A 21,754-nucleotide genomic window follows, 5' to 3' on the forward strand; every position below is an offset into this window, starting at 1 on the left:
TAGCGGGGCAATCTTTCAGGACGTTAGAAGAAATACTTAAAGCGCAACCGCGCGCCGTAGCGGTCGTCGTCGTCACCCTGACTCAGCTTATTGTCATTATCCAAGATAGAGTAATAAGCACCGAGATAAATATTAAAGTTCTGCATATTCATCACGTTCGGGATTTGATACGAGGCGTGGAAAGTATGAATATTGTAGGTGCCTTCGTCTTTAATCCAACAGTCGTTATCGCAAATCACTCCGGCATAATCGCTGATTTTGTTATGCGCGTAGATATATCCCAGCTCAAAGCGTTGCCACAGCGCATTCACCCCGGCGGTAAAATCTTTTTCGTTACTGGCGTCCATATAAGCGGTGTTCAGGTTTACCACCACGCCGTTGTCCGGGTCGCTCTTCAGACCGTTCCATGTCATGGTCAAGCCGTAGCCGGTACGATCGGACTGATCGACAAAGTTGCCCTGCGCATCGTGATAACCGTAGGCATTCTGCACTACGTTGGCCTCCATTGCCGCCGCAACGGAGAATTCATCCTTCGCCCATGACACGACAGGGCGCAGGTACGCAACGTTCTTTTTCTGCTCCATATCGCGGCCGTGGTAGCCGCCGTCGTTGTACAGCGAAGTACCGTCCTCCAGCAGAGTGTTAAGCTCAAAATACCAATTATCTATCTGCTTACTCAGCAGGAAGTTGCCGCCTGCGTCAGAGCGACCGCGCCCCTCTTTCATCATATAGATGTAGCCATGGCCGTCGCTGTACAGGTCGTTGGCGGTATTCCCCGAGTGCTCAACGAAGGTGTCCTGATTCAGCGGGAACATATCGTAAGCTTCAAAGCGCCCCACTTTGACCTTCCAGTCGTTCTCCTGACCAAAGAAGAAAACGGCATCATCAAGATTCATCGATCCTGTCATATCCGCCAGCGGCTGAATGGAGAACCCGGCAAAATAGCCTTTGTCCATTTTGCGAATACCGTCAAAACCCAGCAGAATGCGGCCATTTAAATCCCAGTTGTCGTAGGTTGGGTCGCTGCCGACATCAGCGTTGGTCATCGCCAGCAGGCCATGTTTACTTTCCGCATCCATATTAAATTCAACATCACCATAAATTTTCAGGTCGCCATAGCCGGATAATTTAAGCTCAGGGGCCGAAATATTCTTTTTACTCTCAGCGACAGGGGTCTGGCTTTTTACCGGTACCGTATTCTGTGCGACCTGCATAGAGGCATTCTGTTTATCCTGTAATTCTCGCACCTGGCTTTCCGCGATGGTCGCCCGGCTTTCGGCGGCGGCAAGCCGCGCTTCAAGCTGCTCCATTCGTTGTTCCAGCGTCAGTGAATTATTTTTCGCCACCGCCGAACCTGCTATCAGACATAAACCAATGGCTATCGATAATGCTTTTTTATTCATTTTTATTTTCCGGAGGTAAAAGAGGGCCAGGTGAGTAGAAAACTCACCTGTGTTTATTTCTATTTTTATATGATAAGGAAAGTTTAAATTTTTATTTTATATATTATCACTCCACAAATAGCTGATATTTATTTTTATCCTCATCGGTGATTTCTCTTAATACCCGGCAAGGTATCCCGGCGGCGACCACGTTTGCCGGTATTGAGCGATTAACCACGCTGCCGGCACCAATCACCGAGTTTTTGCCGATAGTGACACCGGGGTTGATAATCACCCCCGTGCCCAGCCAGACGCCATCTTCAATAACCACCGGCTGCGAGAAGAACTGTTGCGTGTGGCGCAGCGTCGGATGGACCGGGTGTCCGGCGGTGGAAATAGTCACGTTTGGCGCAAACATCACGTCATTGCCAATAGTAATATCAGCGTCATCGACCAGCGTCATATTGAAATTAGCGTAGAAGTTATCGCCAATAGTCGTGTGAATACCGTAGGCAATATACACCGGCGGTTCGATCCAGCATTTTTTACCCACGCTGGCAAACATCCGTTGGATAATATCGTTTCTTAATTCCTGGTCAAAAGGGTGCGAGTGATTATATTCATAGGCCCGAGCTTTTCCCATTAACCGCTGTTCGGGTAATCCATGACCCGCATCAGAATAGAGTTCTCCGCTATTCATGATTTTTCTCATATCCATCGTTTAACTATTCCCCATTTATTTAACACATCCCTGTGAAGCCATTAATTCATCGTTTTATCAAACCGTCATGGCGTTATCGCTAATCTTTTCCGACTTGGCCTTACCCGATAAGGTAAAGGCGGATATTAGCGTGACGGCCAGGGCAATTCCGCCGAGGATCATATAGGTGTCCTGGAAGCCGATGCGGTCATACATATTGCCAGCAAAAGCGGAGAGGAAAATCGCCGCCACCTGTTTGGAAAACTGGAAACCGACCAGGTAAATCGTCGCCGACAGCCGGACATCAAATACACCGGTAATATATTTAAACGCGCCCACCAGCAGGAACGGCACTTCCAGCGCGTGGAGCATTTTCAGGGCCACCACTTCCGCAGCAGTCGTGGCGAATGAGGAACCAATCATCCTTGCCGCCATCACCATCCCGGCAATCAGCAGCGTGTTCTTCGCCCCGATGCGGTTAATAATCCACGGCGAGCTGAACATAATTATCGCGTTACAAATTTCCCCGGCGGTGGTCGCAAAACCAAAGGCGCGGGTACCCGATTCCGGCGTGGAAAAGAAGGATTTAAAGAAGGTGGCAAACTGCTGATCGAAGACGTCATACACACAGGCTACGCCAATCACGTAGAGGATAAACATCCACATTTTGCGCTGGCGGAACATGCTCACGGCGGTTTTTAAATCCACCGCCGGGCGATTCGCGCCCAAAGAATCCATCACCTGGGCGCTCTGGCTGGCCTGCGGTTTAGCGATAGCCACCAGCACAACCAGCACCAGCGCGGCAGCCGATCCCATCCAGAACACCCACTCCGGGTTTACGCTGAACAGCATCCCCGCGGTGGTCGCGCACAGCGCCCAGCCGAGGCAGCCAAAGGTACGCGCCTTGCCGTACTCGAACCCGCTATTGCGGCTCACGCGTTCGATATAGGCTTCCATCGCCCCGGCACCGGCGGAGAAAACAAAGCCAATATAAGCACCGCCGCTTAGCGCGCCGAGCCAGATATTGGTTTTCAACAGCGGCGCAAAAACGTAGAGGAAAAAGGGCGCGATCAGCACCAGCAGCACGGTCACTATCCACATCAGATGCTTTTTCAGCCCGAGCTTGTCGGAAATCACGCCCAGGATGGGCTGGAAGCAGATAGCGAACAGCGACAAGCTTGAGAAAACGATACCGGTCTCGGTTTTATTCAGGCCAATGACATCCGATAGCCAGATCGGCAAAAACGGAAAGCAGGTGGCCATAATGAAGAAGTAGAGAAAAAAGAACAGCCCGAAAATCCAGAAATTGGGGTTGTTTTTATGGGTACAGACGGTCGGGTTCATTGTGTATTCCTCAAAAAGGGCCGACTCGCGGCCCGTCACCATCAAACGCGTTGCAGGCCAATCAAAATGGCGCTTTCCGGGTCAAGGATTGGCAGCGCCAGTCCCGCCTGTTGTAACCACTCGCCGCTTACGGTCTGCGGCGTCGTCATCCATTCCGGCAGCTTACGCATCGTATGGCCGCCCTCTCCGGTAATTTGAATGTCTGGATCATCGAGCAGCGTCACCTGATAGCGCGCGCCTGCGTCCAGTCCCGCCACGCGCAGCGGCGCCATCAGGGTGTAGTCCGGCATCGCCAGCTGGCTGACGAGGAAAATCGCCTGGCTCTTATCTTCACTGACCACGCCGTGCGCGAGCGTCGTGGCATCCGGCATATCAGCCCGCCACTGCACGCCGTGATGGATTAAATCGCGCCACTGCTTGTGCAACGCCGCATATTTGCGGTAGCCCGCGCGTTCTTGTTCATCGGCGCTCACCGGGTCCAGCTCAAGGCCCATATGACCGAACAGCGCCGTCAGGCCGCGAAAAGCGATACTGTGCTGGCGGAAGGTGGCGTGGCAATGGCGGTTGCCGATGTGCGCGCCCATCACTTCAGGCGGGAAGAAGTAGCTCATGCCGCGCTGGATGGTATTGCGCTCCAGGGCATCGTTATTGTCGGAAGCCCAGAAGCGATGGCTGCGCTTCAGCACTTCATAGTCAATACGTCCGCCGCCGGAGGAGCAGGATTCAAATTCGATATGCGGGAAACGAGCCACCAGCGTATCCAGCAGGCGGTAGAACTGGCGGGTCTGCGCATCGGCAGCGGCTTTGCCATTATGCCCGGGCTGCACCAGCTCGCGGTTCATATCCCACTTCACATAGTCCACGGCGTGCTCGCCCAGCAGCCAGCTCATCCGCTCCAGCAGATAGTCAAAGGCTTCAGGAATATTCAGGTTCAGCACAAACTGATGACGCCCAGGGATCAGCGTATAACCCGGCAGCGCCAGCACCCAATCCGGATGTGCGCGATACAAATCCGAATTCGGGTTAATCATTTCCGGCTCAACCCAGATACCAAACTCCATTCCCAGCGACTTAACGTGGTCGATAACCGGGGCCAGGCCGTTAGGGTATTTTTTCTCGTCGAGATACCAGTCGCCGAGCGCCGCCCAGTCGTCGTTGCGCCCTTTAAACCAGCCGTCATCGATGATAAAGCGCTCGACGCCCAGCTCCGCCGCCTCATCCGCCATGCGCATGATGTACTGCGGGTCGTGGTCGAAATAGATCCCTTCCCAGGTATTGAGGTGCACCGGGCGTGGTTTGTTATCCGGGAAGCGAATAATCTGTTCGCGCAGGTAGCGGTGGAACTGCTGGCTCATGCCATTCAGCCCTTGCGCGGAGTAGCTGGCGTAGAGGTTCGGGGTCCACAGCGTTTCGCCTTCCGCCAGCGCCATTTCGCCCGGCAGGTAGAGGGCTTCCGCCTGCAGATAGCGGCGACCATCGGTTTTGGCCTCTGCCCGCAGACGGTGGTTGCCGCTCCAGCCCAGATGCACGCCCCACACTTCGCCCTGCATCTCGCTAAAGGCTTTGCTACCGGTAATCAGCGCCGGAAAATGTTCATGAGAGGTGCGCCCACGGCGGTTTTCCAGCACGAAGCTGTCATGCTCCAGAATCAGACGATGGAGCTGGAATTCGCGGATCCAGCGGCCATGAAAGGCCATCACTTCGCGGGCACGCTCGGCGACTGGCAGCGTGACTGCCAGACGGTCCACCTGCCAGGGCTGCGCGCGCAGGTTGGTTAAACCATGACGAACGCTCAGTACGCCGCTGCTGTCGAGCTGGATTTCACTGCATAACCGCAGGCCTGCCTGCGAGTCTTCGCTGGTAATCGTTAAATTTTGCCCATCCTGCACCACATCGGTGGTGGTAAAAATCGGCGAGGCGTCCAGACCCTGGCGATGACCTTCAATACCCGGCGCGCCGAACAGACCGTGACCCAGCTCGGCCATTAAGGTCAGCGGTGAATCAACATCCACGCGGCTATTGGCGACCGGACGAGCCAGACTGACCGCATCCTGCGGCGAAAAGTGACTTAAATGCGGCCCCCAGTAGATAATTTCGGCGAACGGATGGGTTTTTATCACCACATCGGCGGCTGCGCTTTGCAGGCGTAAAATCGAATCAGACATCAGACATCTCCACAACAAGGAATGCCTTACTGTTGATCCGAAACGTTTCGGACGCCAACCAAAACGTTTCGGATCCGTGATCGAGTTCAGGAAATTAATCTGATGGGAAGGGAATCAGGCGGTTTCACCGGGGATAAATTCAGGCTGCCAGAGCACCTGGAGAGAGGCGAGATCGTCACCGGCAATCAGGCGACGAACCATGCTGGCTATCTGGCGCCCAACGCCCTGCCGGGTGGATTGAATCACCGCGCCAACCGGGGTTTCAATGATGCTGTCCTGCGGCAAGCCATCGTAAACGACTAACGCGACACGATTTTCGCCGATAAGACGTCCCAACTGAGCGAGGGCCATCGCCGCGCCATCGCCATGGCTATTACAATCGGTGACAATCGCCGTGGGCGGTTCAGGCAAACGCAACAACTCCATAGTTGCCTGAAACCCGCTACGCCGGGTTGGCGACACGCTGCGCAGCCAGTCCTCGGCTAATCCGGCTTCGCGTAGCGCTTGCAGGTAGCCGTTGCGACGCTGAGTGATAAACGCCTGATTATTATTTTCGCTCAATAACGCGATGCGCCGGTGCCCCTGGCTAATCAGGTGGCGAGTGGCGCGATAGGTTCCGGCCTGGTTGTCGAAATCAAACCAGGCGTAAGGCTGCGGCAGGCGGCTGCGGCCCAGGGCCAGAAAAGGAAAACCTGATGAGAGCAACTGCGCCAGACGCGGATCGTCATCGAGGGTATGCGCGACAATCAACGCATCGACGCGACGACTCTGCACCATACGCATATACCCGTGCTTGTCGGCTTGTTCATCATCGGCAATCAGCAGTAAATCAATCTCATAGCGCGCCAGCTCGTGGCTGATTTCACCGACCATATCGAGAAAAACGTTGTTATTCAGCGGCGCAGGACGCACGGGAAACACGAGGCCAACCGCGTCAATTTTGCCCATCTTCAGGCGACGGGCGAAGGTATTCGGGCGATATCCGCGACGCTGTGCTTCCGCTTCCACGCGAGCGCGCGTCTCCTGCGACACGTCGTCATAGCCGTTTAACGCACGACTGACGGTGGTCACCGAGATCCCAAGTTCTTTAGCAATGGCTTTCAACGACATAAGTATCCCTGTCCTCGCGGGAGAATGCAGCTAGTGTCCCGCAATACGGCCATGGCGTCCAGCCTGCCGCCGTGACTAGTTCTGCTCGGCTACCAGCAGCGCCTGGGTGTCCGGCTCCAGCGCCTGGAAAACGTGCTCCCGGTCTGCGGGATAGCAGATGTAATCCCCTTCGCCCAGTTCTTCCGGCGCTTCCGTCAGGCCAACCCGCGCGCGTCCCTGAGTGATAATAATATGCTCCACCGAACCCGGCGGATGCGGCTGTGAAATACGGTCCGCTCCCGGCTGGGTCAACAAGAGATAGATATCGCGCCGTGCGCCCGGCGGGCATGCAGCCAGGAGGATCGCCTGATAGTGTGCCTGCTCGGCGATAACTTTCGTCCCCTCGCCACGACGGATCACCTGGGTCGTATTGACCTGCGGCTCCAGCAGACGAGCGAAGGGAATATCGAGAGCCACGCAAAGCGCCCACAGGGTCTCCAGGCTCGGGTTGCCGTTGCCGGACTCCAACTGCGATAACGTCGATTTGGCAATTCCCGCCCGCCGCGCAACTTCGGCGAGGGAAAGCCCGGTGCGCGCACGTTCACGTACCAGACTTTTGGCAATCAGGCTGATTGGCTGGGTCATACACGGCTCCGTGTTTTTTATAACGAACGATTCGTTCGTCTTGAAATGCAATTCTGTTGCGTTCATTATAATGGAAATTCGTTCGATATGGCTAAAGAGTATGAAGCAGCACTTCGCCAGCCTCAAAGGCGACACCATCAAAGCAATTGTTTTAGTCTGCCTGGCGGTCGGCATCGTCGGCATGTCCTACGGCTCGCTGGCAATCGCCTATGGTTTTCCCATTTGGGTGCCTTTTGTCCTCTCGGTTTGCGTGCTGGCGGGTGCCTCTGAGTTTATGTTTATTGGGATTGTCGCCAGCGGCGGCAACCCGTTGGCAGCGGCAGCGGCCGGTTTACTGGTTAACGCCCGCCATATTCCTTTCGGCGTCACGGTACGCGATCTGGTCGGCCAGCGCGCCGCCAGCCTCCTCGGTTGCCACATCATGAACGACGAAAGCGTGGTGTTTGGTCTGTCGCAGAAAACACCCGAACAGCGCCGGGCTGCCTACTGGCTATGCGGTCTGGGCGTAGCGCTGATTTGGCCGCTGGGAGCACTCTTAGGTGCGGGCGTCGGCAAGCTGCTCCCGGCACCGGAGACCATCGGCCTCGATGCGGTATTCCCCGCGATTCTGCTGGCGCTGGTGGTTCCGGCATTTAAAAACCTCACTACGCTTATCCGCGCCTGCAGCGGAGCGGCGCTATCGCTGGCCGCGGTACCCTTTGCGCCGGTTGGCCTGCCGGTCCTGCTGTCGCTGTTTGGCCTGCTGACGAGGAAAAAATAATGGGCAATATGACGCTATTTATTGCCGGTATTGCCGTGCTATCTCTGGGAACCTATTTAATGCGTTTAGGTGGGGCAAAGCTCGGCAGCCGTTTAGCCTTTTCCGAACGTTCTCAGGCGCTGCTTTCCGATGCGGCGACGGTGCTGCTCTTTTCCGTCGCGCTGGCGACCACCTTTTATGAAGGCGAACATTTTGCCGGCATGGCGCGGGTGCTGGGCGTGGGCTTCGCGGTGTTTCTCGCCTGGCGCAAGATGCCGCTGATTGTGGTGATTATTGCCGCCGCCGTGGTAACGGCGCTGCTGCGGATGGCGGGGATACATTAAAAAGCGATTTTGCATTTAGATGATGCGCGTGCATTTCTGCCGGGTGGCGGCTAGCGCCTTACCCGGCCTAAAAAACCCGATATATCAACAAATTATACGTCTTACTGTATTTGCGCTTCGATCCAACAGGTAACGGATGTAATCTCCAGAGGCTGCTGCTGATCTATCGTGAACACCGGCCCCAGGCGCATCGGTTGCGCTCGTTCGGCAAGCGCGTGAAGCTCCGGGAGATACTCTTCACCCGGATGTCCCGGTTTGCGATCCTGCAACCGCGTGGCGTAGCGCGATACCGCAAGTTCTGGCGAGATGTGATTCCAGACCTCAAGGACCTTTTCAACACCAGCCTGCTGGAGCAGTTGCTGCAATGTTTCACGCGGCTGAAAACCAAACCAGGCGTCTACCAGCCAGACGCAGCCCGCCGGAGACTGACCGACAATCGACCAGATAACCTCATAGGCGGCGCAGCCCAGCTGCCGGTTGAAGGGTCGATCAATATCAGTAAAACGCGCCATAAAGGGCTCTTTAATACCGTCAATGGTCAGCAGCGGCAGATTAAATGTTGCCGAGAGCTGCCGGGTGACGGTGCTTTTACCCGATGCGGGAATGCCGTTAATTAAAATCACCGTTTTGCCGCCTGGAGTGAGATGTCTGTTCATAACAGCGCGACGACCTCCTCCCGGCTGCTGGCGGCCCGCAGCTTAGTCATCGTTTCGTTATTATCGAGCAACGCGATAATCGCGCGGATCCCCTCCTCGATATGAGCATTGCTGTCCTGGGCACCAAACATAATGACAATGTCAGCCTTCTCGCTGTCGGCAAACTGAATCGGTTTGTTCAGCACCACCAGACTAAAACAGTTACGCTTTACGCCGCATTCCGGTCTGGCGTGAGGGATTGCCACCCCTTCATCAAAAACGTAATACGCACCATGATGCAGAGTATTATCAATGACCGCCTGGCCGTAATCCGCCGAAATGTACCCTTTTGCTACCAGCGGACTGGCGGCCAGATGAATCACCTTCTGCCAGTCGGACTCCGTGACGCCGACCTGAATGGCATCGGCCTCAATAAGTAACTCTTTTATTGTCATTACGACTCCTTAAGAGCCTATATCAGTAGGCGTTATCGGTGCAGGCGGTTTGGACACGGACAGCGCGGAAAAACCGGAGCGTACACGTAGTACGTGAGGATTTTGAGCACTGCCCTGGTTCAAACTGGCAAACAAGATAGCCTAATGAACAGGTTCTAAATATTACGGCGAATAGTGTTACGCAACTCATCAATGCGAATAAAAAGCGCATCTATCTCTTGCCGATGTGTTTTGCTTTTGGCATACACCGACAGCGCACGGTTATAAATCAGCATTAATGCTTTCTGTACTTCGCCATTTCCGGGGTTGCCCTGTAATTCGCCTTCCAGCCGGGTTATTTCCTCCGCCAGCTGGCTGGCCTGTTGGTCATAATCCTGCGGCGGGTTATTTTCTTTTTTCCACAGCGTTTTTAAAGATTCAAACATAGCGAGCTCCTCCCTGACGGACTACAGGGCAACGGAATACCATTAAATAACGAAGGTTTTATTTAAACAGGGCGATTTTTTCCATTAATACATGCGTGACTGCATTATTCGCTGGAATTAAAAACTTGCGCACGCTGTCATTCACTTTGCCTTTTTCAAAGGTGGTTTTGCATTGATCGACCCACTGGACGTTCATTTCCGTGCCAACATTCACTTTATTGATGCCCTCAGTGACGGCCAGACGCATATCCTCATCGCTGACGCCGGTACCGCCATGGAGTACTAACGGCACGCCGGTAGCGGCGCTAATTTCTTGCAGCCGCTGATGCTGGATCTGCGCCTTGCCGGTATACAGGCCGTGTACCGTCCCCACGGAGACCGCCAGCATATCGACCTGCGTTTCATCCACAAAACGTTTCGCGTCTTCCACCGTGGTAAAGCAGATATCTTCCGCAGCAACGGCTTTACCATCTTCCGAGCCGCCGATAGCGCCAAGTTCGCCTTCAACGGTGATATTTCGCGGACGAGCCATCTCCACCACTATCCGCGTATTGCCGATGTTTTCTTCCAGCCCAAGGTGCGAGCCGTCATACATCACCGATGAAAAACCGGCGTCCATTGCCGTTTCAATCGCGCTAATATCGGAGCAGTGATCCAGATGCAGGCAGGTCGGCACATTTTCACTTTCCGCTAATGAACAAACGGCATCCACCAGTAAACGATAGCCAAGATATTCCGCCGTCCCGGTCGAGATTTGAATCATTAATGGGCTATTGCTTTTTTGCGCCGCTTTAAAAAAAGCGGGCAGCATTTCAATACAGTGCAAATTAAACGATCCAATCGCTTTAAATTTTCTTTCCTGCGCAATTTTCAGAATATCGTTGAAATTATACAGACTCATGAGCATTTTCCCCTTTCGGCTTCGCTGATTTACCGTTTACGAACCATGCCAGTGCGGCAACAAAAACAATGAATAAGGCGACAAACAACCAGTTATTCTGGAAAGCGTGGCCCAATACCAGACCGGAACTGATCACGTCAGAATCGCTGAAGGTGACGCCGGTAAAGCCGTAGCTTTCGAGCATCGGCACCAGAATCGCAGGCAGGAAGGTGATAAACAGGCCGTGAACCACGCCGCCAATCATCGCCCCACGGCGGCCGCCCAGCGCGTTACCAAACACGCCCGCCGTACCGCCAGCAAAGAAGTTGGTCAACAGACCGGGCAGAATCATCGCCAGGCCGAACATCGGGAACACCAGCATGCCGATGATGGAGCCGACGGTGGTCGCCAGGAACCCGACGATCACTGCGTTAGGCGCATAGGGAAACAGAACCGGGCAATCCAGCGCGGGCTTAGCGTCCGGGACAATGCGCATCGCGATACCGCGAAATGCCGGAACCAGTTCATTAAGCAGTAAGCGAACGCCGCTGTAGAGCACGAAGACACCCACCACAAACTGAATGGACTGCATAAAGGCGTACATCAGGTAATTAATACCGTTGGAGAACTGAGCAATATATTCCGGGCCCGCCGCGACCGCCGGGATGAGGTACATCGGCACCATCACCACCGCCATCGCGAGATAGGTATCCTGGAGGAACTTAAAGTTATCCGGCAGTTCAAGGTCTTCCGTGGAGCGAGAACCTTTACCCACCACTTTCGCCACGGCGGCTTGCACCAGGTAGCCGATGGTACAGAAGTGCCCCAGCGCTACGTCATCAGAACCGGTAATACGCCTGACTACCGGCTGCGCCAGCGCGGGCATCAGTACCGCCATAATGCCGCCAAAGATGCCGCCGGTCAGGATCAGCGGGAACCCGGTCAGTCCGGCTTTATAGCCAATCACCGCCCCGATGGTCGCCATCCACAGCAATGCCTGACCGGTCAGGAAGATATATTTCAGCGGCGTCAGGCGGGCGATAATAATATTGACGGCAAAGATCACCAGCAGCGTCAGCGCCACCTCAGAGCCTAATTCACGGTTGGCTAACCCGGCGATAGCAGCAACGTCGGTAATATAGCCTTTCATACCGAATCCCTGAGTGAAAATATCGTTCAGAAACGTGAGCGTGGCGACAATAATATTAATCCCGGCCATCATGATTAAAAAACCGAGCAGGGTTTTAAATGTCCCTTCCGCCGTTTTGCCCGGTGATTTTTTTTGCAGGATCAGGCCCAGCATCGCAATAAACGCGATTAATATCGATGCCTGACCGAGCAAATCTTTGACGATAAACTCTACAAAGCTATTCATAGTCCGCTACCTTCAGGTTACGTTCTTTTAAGAATGCGACGATCTTGGCCTCAACTTCGTCTTTATCCGTCAGTTTATGCAATACTACCACCCGTTTAATTTCCTCCTCACTGGCATCTGCCGTTAATATATCGGCAAAGGTTTTTTGCGTGAGTATCATATCGGATTTAAACGCGCCGGCTTCAGAAACGGTGGTATGTTCAATATGCGCCGGAATTTCCAGTTTCTTTAAAACTGCTTTCGCCGTCATTTCAATGGCAAAGCTTGAACCGAGGCCGCAGCCACATACGCAAAGAATTTTCAGCATGTAGGGTCTCCTCAAATTATATTGAGTTGTTTGGCAAGTTTATAATGGTGTCCTTCGGTATCTACCAGACGTTTTTTCATACTGACTAAGTCAATCGGAATAGGTTTGTTACTTGAATTAATAATAATGGCTTTATTTTTCATCCCTGACTGAATGCAGCGAACGACTTCACTGGCCATAATCGTACCCTGATAAATCTCTTCACAGGTCGGGTCACCGTTACGTAAACCGTAGCCCACAATGGTTTTACGAATACGCACGCCAATTTGCGGTTCAAGCTGCTTAATCATGGTATCAATAGCCCCCTGGAATCCGGGGGAATACTCCCTGGTGTAGCCTTCGGAGCACAGGATCACGACGCTGTTCTGCTTTGCCAGCTTCTGCTTCACGCGCTCGGCAAGCGCAGCCAGCGGCATCTGCGATTCCGGGATCAGGGCGATATCCGCGTTACATTTAATCGCCGATTGCAACGTTAACTCTCCACAATAACCTCCTAATATTTCGACCATAAATACCCGACCAGGCAATGCTCTGCCGGTATTTCTTAAGCGGGAAACTTCTTTAATAATCTGCTCACAGGCGGTAGAGAAACCAATGGTATAATCGCTGCCGTATACATCATTATCAATCGTCATCCCGACGCCAAAACAGTTAATATCAAACTCACTTAACGTATTGAGAAACTGCAGGCTACCGTCGCCGCCGGCCATAATCAGCACATCAACGCGCAGTGACTTAATTTTTTTAGCGATCGTTTCATATTCACTGCGCAGCAATTTACGACTGGTGCGTCCGGAGGTAATAATCGGAATAGCCGCAATCGAAAAATCAACCAGATCGCGCCAGGCAACTTCTTGATAATTTTTATCCAACAGCCCAGGTATTCCGCCATTAAAAATGGTGATCTCAGCATTCGCCATTTTGGCAATCTGGAATATAAAATTATTAATTCCAGAAACATCTCCACCACTGATAACAATGCCAATTTTCATTACCTGCCCCCGCTGTTTTCTCTGCCAACATTTTTCCCTGACTTCAAGGCTGCTATTTGCAATAGAGATCACAATATGCCGATAATTTTGCTCCAGCCTAATATTGACAACCGCTTTATCACGCTGTTTTTTGTGATCAATATCTCTTTTATAAAGTGAGATCGGCTTAACAGTTAACTTTTTATTTTGTTTAAGATCATTAAGTTACTTAGCCCGATAATTCCCTGCATGGGTTGCGTGTGTTTACCCGGTAATCCCACTTTTGCGGAAAGAGAGAAATGTGATAAATAGCGCATTTTTTTACGTCAGGAAGGTTCACAGCGCGTTTTTCCGCTAACACGCACGAACTAGAATTGTGTGCCTGCGCACAAAGCTCACTCGCGCTTACTGAGCAAAATGTCACTGCGCGCTGACATATTGCCGCTCATCTCTTCGCCGTCCCGACGTTAAAATCATATTAATTAGGTTTTAACGGAGTCTCATCATGGCAGCCCTTACAGCGAACTGTATTGACCTGAATATTCAGGGCAATAGCGTTTATTCCATCCTCAAGCAGCTGGCGGATATGGCCTTTCATAACGGCTACGTCAGCGACCGTAATCAGTTTTTGCAAACGCTGTTGCTGCGCGAAAAGCTGCACTCCACTGGTTTTGGTTCGGGCATCGCCGTTCCTCACGGCAAAAACGCCTGCGTGAAGCAGCCCTTCGTCCTGTTCGCGCGTAAATCCGCCAACGTCGACTGGAAAGCCAGCGACGGCGAAGACGTCAACTGCTGGATCTGCCTCGGCGTGCCGCAGGCCGGCGAGGACGACCAGGTCAAAATCATCGGCACCCTGTGCCGCAAAATTATCCATCAGGATTTTATCAACCAGCTGAAACAGGGCGACGCCGACCAGGTGCTGGCGCTGTTAAATCAGACCTTAACCTCATAAGGAAGCGGCTATGGAGTCATCCTTGCGTTTAGTGGCGGTCACCAACTGTCCCGCCGGTATCGCCCACACTTACATGGTGGCGGAAGCGCTGGAGCAAAAAGCGCGTTCGCTCGGCCATACGATAAAAGTTGAAACCCAGGGCTCAAGCGGCGTCGAAAACCGCCTGACCAATGAAGAGATTGCCGCTGCGGATTACGTGATTCTGGCGACAGGACGCGGCTTAAGCGCGGATGATCGCGCGCGCTTTGCCGGGAAAAAGGTTTATGAGATCGCCATTTCCCAGGCGTTGAAAAATATCGATCAGATCTTTACCCAGTTGCCCTCTCATTCGCAGCTTTTTGCCGCCGATAGCGGCGTCAAGCTGGGCAAACAGGATGTGCAGCAGGGTAGCGTGATGAGCCACCTGATGGCGGGGGTTTCTGCCGCGCTGCCGTTTGTTATCGGCGGTGGTATTCTGGTTGCCATTGCCAACATGCTGGTGCAGTTTGGTTTGCCCTATACCGACATGTCGAAAGGCGCGCCGTCGTTTACCTGGGTCGTCGAATCCATCGGCTATCTCGGCTTCACCTTTATGATCCCGATTATGGGCGCGTACATCGCCTGGTCGATTGGTGATAAACCCGCGTTCGCCCCGGCGTTTCTGGTGTGCTATCTGGCGAACGATAAAGGGCTGCTGGGTACGCAATCCGGCGCGGGATTTCTCGGCGCGGTAGTGCTGGGACTGGCAATCGGCTACTTCGTGTTATGGTTTCGCAAGGTACGTCTCGGCAAGGCGCTTCAGCCGCTGCTCGGCTCAATGCTGATCCCGTTCGTCACTCTGCTTGTATTTGGCGTGCTGACGTACTACGTCGTCGGCCCGGTGATGTCCGACATCATGGGTGGCCTGCTGCACTTCCTGAACACTATTCCGCCATCCATGAAAATGGGCGCAGCTTTCCTTGTTGGCGCGATGCTGGCGTTCGACATGGGCGGACCGATCAACAAAACCGCGTGGTTCTTCTGCTTCTCGCTGCTGGAAAAACATATCTATGACTGGTACGCCATCGTTGGCGTGGTGGCGCTGATGCCGCCCGTCGCCGCAGGTATCGCCACCTATATCGCACCGAAGCTGTTTACGCAGCAGGAGAAGGCCGCCGCCAGCAGCGCGATTGTGGTCGGTGCAACCGTCGCTACCGAACCGGCAATTCCTTACGCGCTGGCCGCGCCGCTGCCGATGATTACCGCCAATACGCTCTCCGGCGGCATTACCGGGATGCTGGTGATCGCCTTCGGAATCAAACGTCTGGCGCCGGGTTTAGGTATCTTTGACCCGCTGATCGGCCTGATGTCGCCTGTAGGGTCATTTTATCTGGTGCTGGCGATAGGCCTAGCACTAAACATTTCGCTAATCATCATTCTGAAAGGATTGTGGCTCAAACGTAAAGCCGCGCAGCAGGAGCTTGTCCATGAACATTGAGTTACTACAGCAGTTATGCGAAGCCAGCGCCGTCAGCGGTGATGAACAGGAAGTTCGCTCGATTTTGATCAATACGCTGGAACCGTGCGTGGATGAAATCACCTTTGACGGCCTCGGCAGCTTTGTCGCCCGCAAAGGAACGCGCGGGCCGAAAGTCGCCATCGTCGGGCATATGGATGAAGTGGGCTTTATGGTGACGCATATTGACGAGAGCGGTTTTATCCGTTTCACCACCATTGGCGGGTGGTGGAGTCAGTCGATGCTCAATCACCGGGTGACCGTGCGTAGCCGCGCGGGGGTAAAAATCCCCGGCGTGATTGGCTCCGTGGCACCGCACGCCCTGACGGAAAAGCAGAAACAGCAGCCGCTGTCGTTTGATGAGATGTTCATCGATATTGGCGCGAGCAGCCGCGAAGAGGTGGAAAAACGCGGCATTGCGATCGGCGATTTCATCAGTCCGGAAGCGAACTTTGCCCGCTGGGGCGACGATAAAGTCGTCGGCAAAGCGCTGGATAACCGCGTGGGTTGCGCCCTGATGGCAGAACTTTTACAGGCGGTAGATAACCCCGAAATCACCCTGTACGGCGTCGGCAGCGTTGAAGAAGAAGTGGGGCTGCGCGGGGCGCAAACCTCAGCGGAGCATATCAAACCCGACGTGGTTATCGTGCTGGATACTGCGGTGGCGGGCGACGTGCCCGGCATCGACAGCATCAAATATCCGTTGAAGCTCGGCGACGGGCCGGGGCTGATGCTGTTTGATAAGCGCTATTTCCCCAACCAGCAGCTGGTCGCCGCCTTAAAACAGAGCGCCGGAGACAGCGGAGCCCCATTGCAGTTCTGCACCATGAAAACCGGGGCAACGGACGGTGGACGCTACAATGTGATGGGCGGCGGTCGTCCGGTGGCGGCGCTGTGCCTGCCGACCCGCTATCTGCACGCCAACAGCGGCATGGTTTCGGCAAAAGATTATGACGCACTGTTTACCCTGGTGCGCGAGCTGCTGGCCTCGCTGACGGCGGATAAGGTCAAAGCCTTCACTGACTTTCGCCAGGTGAGATAATGCTATCGGAACGCCAGTTAAAGGTCGCGGAGATTCTCGAACAGCAGCCCTGCTTGCTGGGCGAACTGGCGCGACAAACTGGCGTGTCGAGCCGCACGATCCTGCGCGATATTGATTACCTCAACTTTACCTTCAGCGGTAAGGCCCGCATTCACCCCGGCGGCGGTGCGGGCTACCAGTTGGATATTGTCGACCGGCGCGGCTATTTCCAGCTTTTACAACGTCATGATAATGATGACCGGTTGCTGGCGATATTACTGCTTAACCCATTTACCACCCGCGTGCAGCTCGCCGCGACGCTGAATTTACCGGAGACCTGGGTCGCCGACAGGTTGCCGCGCCTGAAGCAGCGCTACGAACGCGCCTTCTGCATCGCAAGCCGTCCCGGCGTCGGGCACTTTATTGATGAGCCTGAAGATAAGCGCCTTATCCTGCTGGCGAATCTGCTAAAAAAAGATCCGCTGTTGATTCCCCTGCCGGGCATGACGCGCGAGAACATCGCTCAGCTTCAGCAGGCCTGTGAAAATCTGCATGCTTTTACGCTGGTTTCCGGAGAGTATCTCGCAAGCGTGGTGCTTGCCGTTTATGCCCTGCGCAACCAGCTCGCCACCGCCTGGCCTGAGTGTCAGCATAGTGCGCTTAATAATGCGGTGGAGCAGGCAGGAATTTATCTCGGCGACAAGGCGTTCAGCACGCTGGTTGGGCTGCTGGAAATGCAGCAACAGCATACCGCTGCGATTTCCGAAGAGGGCGTCGTGTCGCTGCTAAAATCGCTACCCGGCGTCACCCCGCTGAATATTATCGACGAACAGCTAGTCGAAAATATTACCGGTCACCTCCTGCGCTGCGTCGCCGCCCCGGTATGGATCCCGGAACATCGACAGGGCAGCATGAACAACCTGAAGGCCGCCTGGCCCGCCGCCTTCGACATGAGCCTGCGCTTTATCGCCCGGCTTCGCGAACAGTTGGATATTCCTCTGTTCGACAGCGACCTGATTGGGCTCTATTTTGCCTGTGCTCTGGAACGGCATCAGAACGAGCGCCAGCCGATTATTTTGCTCTCCGATCAGAACGCCATCGCCACTATTAATCAGCAGGCGATTGAGCGGGATGTGCTGAATTGCCGGGTGATTATTGCGCGCAGCGCGGGCGAATTAAGCGCCATCAGCGAAGAGGTCACTCCGCTATTAATCATCAACAATAGCCACTATCTGCTTGATGATGCTTTAAAAAATGTTCTTACCATCAAAAACATTATCACCGCAGCCGGTACCGAGCAGATTAAAAATTTCCTCGCCACGGCCTTTATCCGCCAGCAGCCTGAGCGTTTCTTTTCACAGCAGGGCAGCTTCCATTACGCCAATGCGGCGGGCGAAAGCTGGCAGGAGATTATCGGCCGAATTTGCGGACAGCTTGTCGCACAGGGTCATATCACCGAAGACGAGGCGCTGCGCATCTGCGCCAGGGAGCATGAGGGCGAAAACCTGATTGTGAATCGCCTGGCGATCCCCCACTGCTGGAGCGAGCAGGAGCGCCGCTTTCGCGGGTTCTTTATCACCCTCGCGCGCCCCATGCAGGTCAATAACGAGCCGGTCAGCCATGTGCTCATCGCCTGTGCCGCCGCCGACGCGCGCCACGAGTTAAAAATCTTTAGCTATTTATCCAGCGTGCTGTGCCGTCATCCGGCGGACACTATTGCGGGACTGGCGGGGTATGAAGCATTTATTGCGCTGCTCCGGGAGTAAAGCTCTTCAGAACTTTCAGATTGCTGACAAAGTGCGATTCTCTGGAATTGCCCGGCGGCGCTTCGCTTGCGCGGGCCTACGGAGTATGGGTTTGTAGGCCGGGTAAGGCGCTAGCCGCCACCCGGCAAAAAATGCGGGCACCCTATTGTCATCAATCTCAAAAGCTCTTCAAACCTTAACTATCGCCGCCCCCTGTTTTACCCCCCTGCAAAATGTGTGGCGATCTCCATCACATTCCAATCAAAACGTAGTTTCATTTTTAATTCGTGGCGTGGAAAGTATTCAGTGTCTAATGAAAACAGTAGTGTCTAGTGTCTAAATTAATTCGACGCTATTTTCTACTCTATGCGGAACACTGAAAAATGGCGCTGTCGGCGAAAGAAAAGTTATTTCACAAAATACTCACCCATTATGCGCAGAAACCCGCAGGTTTCACGGCTCAGGACTGCGCTGACTTTATGCAGGTTAACCGCAGCGTCATCAGTCATTACCTCAACAGGCTGTGCGATGACGGCCATCTGAGTAAAGAAAATACCCGCCCGGTTCGCTTCTTTGTGCAGCAAAATGGCGTAAAAAACGCGCAGGCGTCTCGCATAGTGTCGAAAAAGCACGACGCCTTTCAGCAGTTGATCGGCGTACAGGGGAGCCTGGCGGAAGCAATCGCGCTTTGCCGCTCGGCGGTGGATTATCCCGGCGACGGTCTGCCTGTCCTGCTCTCCGGGGAAAGCGGCGTCGGTAAGAGCCATCTGGCGGCGCTGATTTATCAATATGCCGTGGAGCGCAACGTCATTGCGGCGGATAAGCCGTTCGTTGAACTGAACTGTGCCGACTACGCCAATAACCCGGAGCTGCTTTCGGCAACGCTTTTCGGCTATACGCGCGGTGCGTTCACCGGGGCCGACCGCGAAAAGCGCGGAGCCTTTGATGATGCAGATGGCGGGTTTCTGTTTCTCGATGAGGTCCATCGGCTGTCGGCTGAGAACCAGGAGAAGCTGTTTCTGTTTATGGACAAAGGCTATTTCTATCGTCTCGGCGATAACCGCACGCGCCATCCGGCGTCGCTGCGCTTTATTTTCGCCACCACGGAGAATATCGACACCGTCCTGCTCAACACTTTTCGCCGCCGAATCCCGGTGCGCGTGACGCTGCCCAACTATATTTCGCGCCCGCTCACCGAGCGCGTCGCTCAGGTTAGCCATTTTTTGCATCAGGAAGCGCTCAGCCTGCGCCGGGATATTCATCTCGATAATCCGCTCATGCATCAACTGGTAACCTCGCCGGTGCGCGGCAATATCGGCGAGCTAAAAAATCAGATCAAAGTCATGTGCGCCAGCGCCTGGAGCGATAATCGCGAGGCCGCAGTGATTACGCTAGGCGGCCCCTCGTCCGGCGGCGAAATAATCAGAATTACCGCTAACCCTGATGATGCGCTTAATGTCAGCCAGCTGCTGCCAAAAGCGATGCACGATGCGGTTATTTTTCGCGACTTTTGCCATAGCGGTAACGTGCTGTTGCTGAATCGCAAAATGGAACAGCTGCTGACCACGGTCAGCGGCGCGGTTGCCGCCGAGTCGCTGTATAGCGGCTATATCTGGCAGAACACCGCTCATGCGTTGAACGAGCTGGAGAGCCTGACCGGCATCAGCTGTAGCCAGGAGATCCGCAAAGCCGTCTGGCTCTGCGTCAGCTATGCGCTGCATACTCCTCAGGAGGCGGTCAACGCGAGCGAGCTACAGACGATTTCCGACTATGTTTCCGCGAAGGCGCGCCTGCTGGCGGAAGAGTGCCTCGCCTTGCTGAACAAACACGTCACCCACCAGCCGCTGCCCCTCATGCTGCCGCTGTTAAGCTGCGCTTTTCATACCCTGGCCGGTGAAGACGACCCCATTCAGGGCATTATCGTTTCCCACGGTCGCGCCACCGCATCGAGCATTGCCGGTATCGCCAATCAGTTGACCGGCGGCTACTACTTTAAAGCCTTCGATATGGCCAACGCGACCTCCACCAGGGAAATCATCGACCTGCTGATTGCCCACGTCTCGCGCCTCAAACAAGGGGGCGGGCTGATTATCCTGGTGGATATGGGGTCGCTAAAAGAGATCTACGAAGAAATTAAGCTTCACCTGCATGGTGAACTGTTGGTTATCAACAACGTCAGCACCGCCATGGCGCTGGATATTGCCGCCAAAATTCAGGACAAACTGTCGATGGAGGCAATTATTGAGAGCGCCAAAGGGGCGTATGAGGTTGAAACTCGCTACTACGCCGGGATCTTGCCGGGGAATAAAATCATTATCTCCTGCATCTCCGGCGAAGGGATCTCCCGCAAGCTGAAAGATATCGTCCAGCGATTTCTGGCGCAGGAGGAGATCGACATCATTACGATGGAGTATGACGATCTGAAGTGGAAAATCGCCCACGCCGACCCGGCGCTAAACGGCACCCGGCTTATCATCACGACCACCGATCTGGAAGCGGGCTATATTCCGCTGCTAAGCGTAGAGCAGTTGATTAAAGAAAAGACGCTGGTGTTAAAGCGCGACTACTTCAACGGGCTGCTGATGGAAGGCGGTCTGGAGCCGATGATTGATGAAGTCGTGAAGCTGTTTACCGTCGAAGGCGTCGCCAGCCGTCTCAACTTCCTTAATCCGGTGGTGATTATTGATGAAGTCGAAGCGGTGATTAAACAGTATGAATCCTTCTACAAAATCCATTTTGAAAGCTACCTGCGCATCAATCTGTTTATGCATATCGCGCTGATGATTGAGCGGGTAATGGTCAATAACGGCGTGCGCCATCGAGAAGAGGCGGAGCTGACGCTGGATCAGCAGGCGTTTGTCGCCGTACACGACACCTTTTTCCAGGCGCTGAATCGTAAATACAATATCACCCTGCCGCTCACCGAAGTGCTGATGATCTATGAAATCATGGAGCCATGGATCGCCTTTGACCCCATCAATTAACCTCCCGCCGCCAGCTTCGGCTGGCCCCGTCGACACTGGTTACCCGCCCATTTCAACACTGAAATTAGCGTCCAAAAATTAATTTTTCACCTTTAAAAACAAACAAATATAAACATGGCACG

20 protein-coding genes are annotated in these 21,754 nt (G+C 54.0%); 7 read left to right on the top strand and 13 right to left on the bottom strand.

The window, feature by feature from the left end; genetic code table 11:
• Positions 1–23 precede the first annotated feature (23 nt).
• The 6 genes from AC07P6_RS29965 to AC07P6_RS29990 all read right to left on the bottom strand — a co-directional run bounded on the left by AC07P6_RS29965 (position 24) and on the right by AC07P6_RS29990 (position 7,325).
• Complete coding sequence (locus AC07P6_RS29965; protein ID WP_478315326.1) at positions 24–1,403, bottom strand: carbohydrate porin; 1,380 nt, start codon at positions 1,401–1,403, stop codon at positions 24–26.
• A 106-nt stretch (positions 1,404–1,509) separates the two neighbouring features.
• On the bottom strand, positions 1,510–2,100 hold the full coding sequence (locus AC07P6_RS29970) for a maltose acetyltransferase domain-containing protein (protein ID WP_478315327.1): 591 nt from the start codon (positions 2,098–2,100) through the stop codon (positions 1,510–1,512).
• Positions 2,101–2,160: 60 nt separating this feature from the next.
• Positions 2,161–3,426 carry an oligosaccharide MFS transporter gene (locus AC07P6_RS29975; protein ID WP_478315328.1) on the bottom strand — a complete coding sequence of 422 codons (1,266 nt, stop codon included), beginning with the start codon at positions 3,424–3,426 and terminating at the stop codon, positions 2,161–2,163.
• A 41-nt stretch (positions 3,427–3,467) separates the two neighbouring features.
• Positions 3,468–5,591: an alpha-galactosidase gene (locus tag AC07P6_RS29980; RefSeq protein WP_478315329.1), complete on the bottom strand. Its 2,124-nt coding sequence runs from the start codon at positions 5,589–5,591 to the stop codon at positions 3,468–3,470.
• Positions 5,592–5,705: 114 nt separating this feature from the next.
• Positions 5,706–6,701 carry a substrate-binding domain-containing protein gene (locus tag AC07P6_RS29985; protein WP_478315330.1) on the bottom strand — a complete coding sequence of 332 codons (996 nt, stop codon included), beginning with the start codon at positions 6,699–6,701 and terminating at the stop codon, positions 5,706–5,708.
• A gap of 75 nt (positions 6,702–6,776) precedes the next feature.
• Positions 6,777–7,325, bottom strand: a complete 549-nt coding sequence (locus tag AC07P6_RS29990; protein WP_478315331.1) for a helix-turn-helix domain-containing protein — start codon at positions 7,323–7,325, stop codon at positions 6,777–6,779.
• A 100-nt stretch (positions 7,326–7,425) separates the two neighbouring features.
• On the opposite strand from AC07P6_RS29990, the gene AC07P6_RS29995 reads away from it, so the two are divergent.
• On the top strand, positions 7,426–8,085 hold the full coding sequence (locus AC07P6_RS29995; protein ID WP_304254667.1) for an AzlC family ABC transporter permease: 660 nt from the start codon (positions 7,426–7,428) through the stop codon (positions 8,083–8,085).
• The gene (locus AC07P6_RS30000) at positions 8,085–8,408 is read left to right on the top strand and encodes an AzlD domain-containing protein (protein ID WP_304254665.1); all 324 of its coding nucleotides are present in this window, start codon (positions 8,085–8,087) and stop codon (positions 8,406–8,408) included. The genes AC07P6_RS29995 and AC07P6_RS30000 overlap by 1 nt, the downstream gene beginning before the upstream one ends.
• 101 nt (positions 8,409–8,509) lie before the next feature.
• On the opposite strand, the gene AC07P6_RS30005 is transcribed toward AC07P6_RS30000, so the two are convergent.
• The 7 genes from AC07P6_RS30005 to AC07P6_RS30035 all read right to left on the bottom strand — a co-directional run bounded on the left by AC07P6_RS30005 (position 8,510) and on the right by AC07P6_RS30035 (position 13,477).
• Positions 8,510–9,064, bottom strand: coding sequence for a P-loop nucleotide/nucleoside kinase family protein (locus AC07P6_RS30005; RefSeq protein WP_478315332.1), 555 nt, complete (start codon positions 9,062–9,064; stop codon positions 8,510–8,512).
• Positions 9,061–9,498 (bottom strand): PTS sugar transporter subunit IIA, encoded by a 438-nt coding sequence (locus AC07P6_RS30010; RefSeq protein WP_304254662.1) that lies wholly within the window; start codon positions 9,496–9,498, stop codon positions 9,061–9,063. Before AC07P6_RS30010 ends, AC07P6_RS30005 begins: the two co-directional genes overlap by 4 nt.
• Positions 9,499–9,653: 155 nt before the next feature.
• Positions 9,654–9,923, bottom strand: coding sequence for a hypothetical protein (locus AC07P6_RS30015; RefSeq protein ID WP_304254660.1), 270 nt, complete (start codon positions 9,921–9,923; stop codon positions 9,654–9,656).
• Positions 9,924–9,981: 58 nt separating this feature from the next.
• Positions 9,982–10,824, bottom strand: a complete 843-nt coding sequence (locus AC07P6_RS30020; protein ID WP_304254659.1) for a class II fructose-bisphosphate aldolase — start codon at positions 10,822–10,824, stop codon at positions 9,982–9,984.
• Positions 10,811–12,178 (bottom strand): PTS sugar transporter subunit IIC, encoded by a 1,368-nt coding sequence (locus AC07P6_RS30025; RefSeq protein ID WP_478315333.1) that lies wholly within the window; start codon positions 12,176–12,178, stop codon positions 10,811–10,813. Before AC07P6_RS30025 ends, AC07P6_RS30020 begins: the two co-directional genes overlap by 14 nt.
• On the bottom strand, positions 12,171–12,485 hold the full coding sequence (locus AC07P6_RS30030; RefSeq protein ID WP_110276106.1) for a PTS sugar transporter subunit IIB: 315 nt from the start codon (positions 12,483–12,485) through the stop codon (positions 12,171–12,173). Before AC07P6_RS30030 ends, AC07P6_RS30025 begins: the two co-directional genes overlap by 8 nt.
• 11 nt (positions 12,486–12,496) lie before the next feature.
• Positions 12,497–13,477 (bottom strand): 6-phosphofructokinase, encoded by a 981-nt coding sequence (locus AC07P6_RS30035; RefSeq protein WP_142512746.1) that lies wholly within the window; start codon positions 13,475–13,477, stop codon positions 12,497–12,499.
• A gap of 484 nt (positions 13,478–13,961) precedes the next feature.
• Between AC07P6_RS30035 and AC07P6_RS30040 the strand changes: the two genes are divergently transcribed.
• From AC07P6_RS30040 to AC07P6_RS30060, 5 genes are all read left to right on the top strand, one after another.
• Complete coding sequence (locus AC07P6_RS30040; RefSeq protein ID WP_142512745.1) at positions 13,962–14,408, top strand: PTS fructose transporter subunit IIA; 447 nt, start codon at positions 13,962–13,964, stop codon at positions 14,406–14,408.
• 10 nt (positions 14,409–14,418) lie between these two features.
• Complete coding sequence (locus AC07P6_RS30045; RefSeq protein ID WP_478315334.1) at positions 14,419–15,864, top strand: PTS fructose-like transporter subunit IIBC; 1,446 nt, start codon at positions 14,419–14,421, stop codon at positions 15,862–15,864.
• Complete coding sequence (locus AC07P6_RS30050; RefSeq protein ID WP_478315335.1) at positions 15,854–16,924, top strand: aminopeptidase; 1,071 nt, start codon at positions 15,854–15,856, stop codon at positions 16,922–16,924. Before AC07P6_RS30045 ends, AC07P6_RS30050 begins: the two co-directional genes overlap by 11 nt.
• On the top strand, positions 16,924–18,669 hold the full coding sequence (locus AC07P6_RS30055; protein ID WP_478315336.1) for a putative frv operon regulatory protein: 1,746 nt from the start codon (positions 16,924–16,926) through the stop codon (positions 18,667–18,669). The genes AC07P6_RS30050 and AC07P6_RS30055 overlap by 1 nt, the downstream gene beginning before the upstream one ends.
• A 362-nt stretch (positions 18,670–19,031) precedes the next feature.
• Positions 19,032–21,632, top strand: a complete 2,601-nt coding sequence (locus tag AC07P6_RS30060; protein WP_478315337.1) for a sigma 54-interacting transcriptional regulator — start codon at positions 19,032–19,034, stop codon at positions 21,630–21,632.
• Positions 21,633–21,754: the final 122 nt, after the last annotated feature.

The organism is Klebsiella sp. GFKo11 (genome assembly GCF_056490265.1).

What these genes read in the sequence shown, in the direction of transcription:
- AC07P6_RS29965 (WP_478315326.1), bottom strand. Translation starts at nt 1,403, where the DNA reads ATGAATAAAAAAGCATTATCGATAGCCATTGGTTTATGTCTGATAGCA.
- AC07P6_RS29970 (WP_478315327.1), bottom strand. Translation starts at nt 2,100, where the DNA reads ATGGATATGAGAAAAATCATGAATAGCGGAGAACTCTATTCTGATGCG.
- AC07P6_RS29975 (WP_478315328.1), bottom strand. Translation starts at nt 3,426, where the DNA reads ATGAACCCGACCGTCTGTACCCATAAAAACAACCCCAATTTCTGGATT.
- AC07P6_RS29980 (WP_478315329.1), bottom strand. Translation starts at nt 5,591, where the DNA reads ATGTCTGATTCGATTTTACGCCTGCAAAGCGCAGCCGCCGATGTGGTG.
- AC07P6_RS29985 (WP_478315330.1), bottom strand. Translation starts at nt 6,701, where the DNA reads ATGTCGTTGAAAGCCATTGCTAAAGAACTTGGGATCTCGGTGACCACC.
- AC07P6_RS29990 (WP_478315331.1), bottom strand. Translation starts at nt 7,325, where the DNA reads ATGACCCAGCCAATCAGCCTGATTGCCAAAAGTCTGGTACGTGAACGT.
- AC07P6_RS29995 (WP_304254667.1), top strand. Translation starts at nt 7,426, where the DNA reads ATGAAGCAGCACTTCGCCAGCCTCAAAGGCGACACCATCAAAGCAATT.
- AC07P6_RS30000 (WP_304254665.1), top strand. Translation starts at nt 8,085, where the DNA reads ATGGGCAATATGACGCTATTTATTGCCGGTATTGCCGTGCTATCTCTG.
- AC07P6_RS30005 (WP_478315332.1), bottom strand. Translation starts at nt 9,064, where the DNA reads ATGAACAGACATCTCACTCCAGGCGGCAAAACGGTGATTTTAATTAAC.
- AC07P6_RS30010 (WP_304254662.1), bottom strand. Translation starts at nt 9,498, where the DNA reads ATGACAATAAAAGAGTTACTTATTGAGGCCGATGCCATTCAGGTCGGC.
- AC07P6_RS30015 (WP_304254660.1), bottom strand. Translation starts at nt 9,923, where the DNA reads ATGTTTGAATCTTTAAAAACGCTGTGGAAAAAAGAAAATAACCCGCCG.
- AC07P6_RS30020 (WP_304254659.1), bottom strand. Translation starts at nt 10,824, where the DNA reads ATGAGTCTGTATAATTTCAACGATATTCTGAAAATTGCGCAGGAAAGA.
- AC07P6_RS30025 (WP_478315333.1), bottom strand. Translation starts at nt 12,178, where the DNA reads ATGAATAGCTTTGTAGAGTTTATCGTCAAAGATTTGCTCGGTCAGGCA.
- AC07P6_RS30030 (WP_110276106.1), bottom strand. Translation starts at nt 12,485, where the DNA reads ATGCTGAAAATTCTTTGCGTATGTGGCTGCGGCCTCGGTTCAAGCTTT.
- AC07P6_RS30035 (WP_142512746.1), bottom strand. Translation starts at nt 13,477, where the DNA reads ATGAAAATTGGCATTGTTATCAGTGGTGGAGATGTTTCTGGAATTAAT.
- AC07P6_RS30040 (WP_142512745.1), top strand. Translation starts at nt 13,962, where the DNA reads ATGGCAGCCCTTACAGCGAACTGTATTGACCTGAATATTCAGGGCAAT.
- AC07P6_RS30045 (WP_478315334.1), top strand. Translation starts at nt 14,419, where the DNA reads ATGGAGTCATCCTTGCGTTTAGTGGCGGTCACCAACTGTCCCGCCGGT.
- AC07P6_RS30050 (WP_478315335.1), top strand. Translation starts at nt 15,854, where the DNA reads ATGAACATTGAGTTACTACAGCAGTTATGCGAAGCCAGCGCCGTCAGC.
- AC07P6_RS30055 (WP_478315336.1), top strand. Translation starts at nt 16,924, where the DNA reads ATGCTATCGGAACGCCAGTTAAAGGTCGCGGAGATTCTCGAACAGCAG.
- AC07P6_RS30060 (WP_478315337.1), top strand. Translation starts at nt 19,032, where the DNA reads ATGGCGCTGTCGGCGAAAGAAAAGTTATTTCACAAAATACTCACCCAT.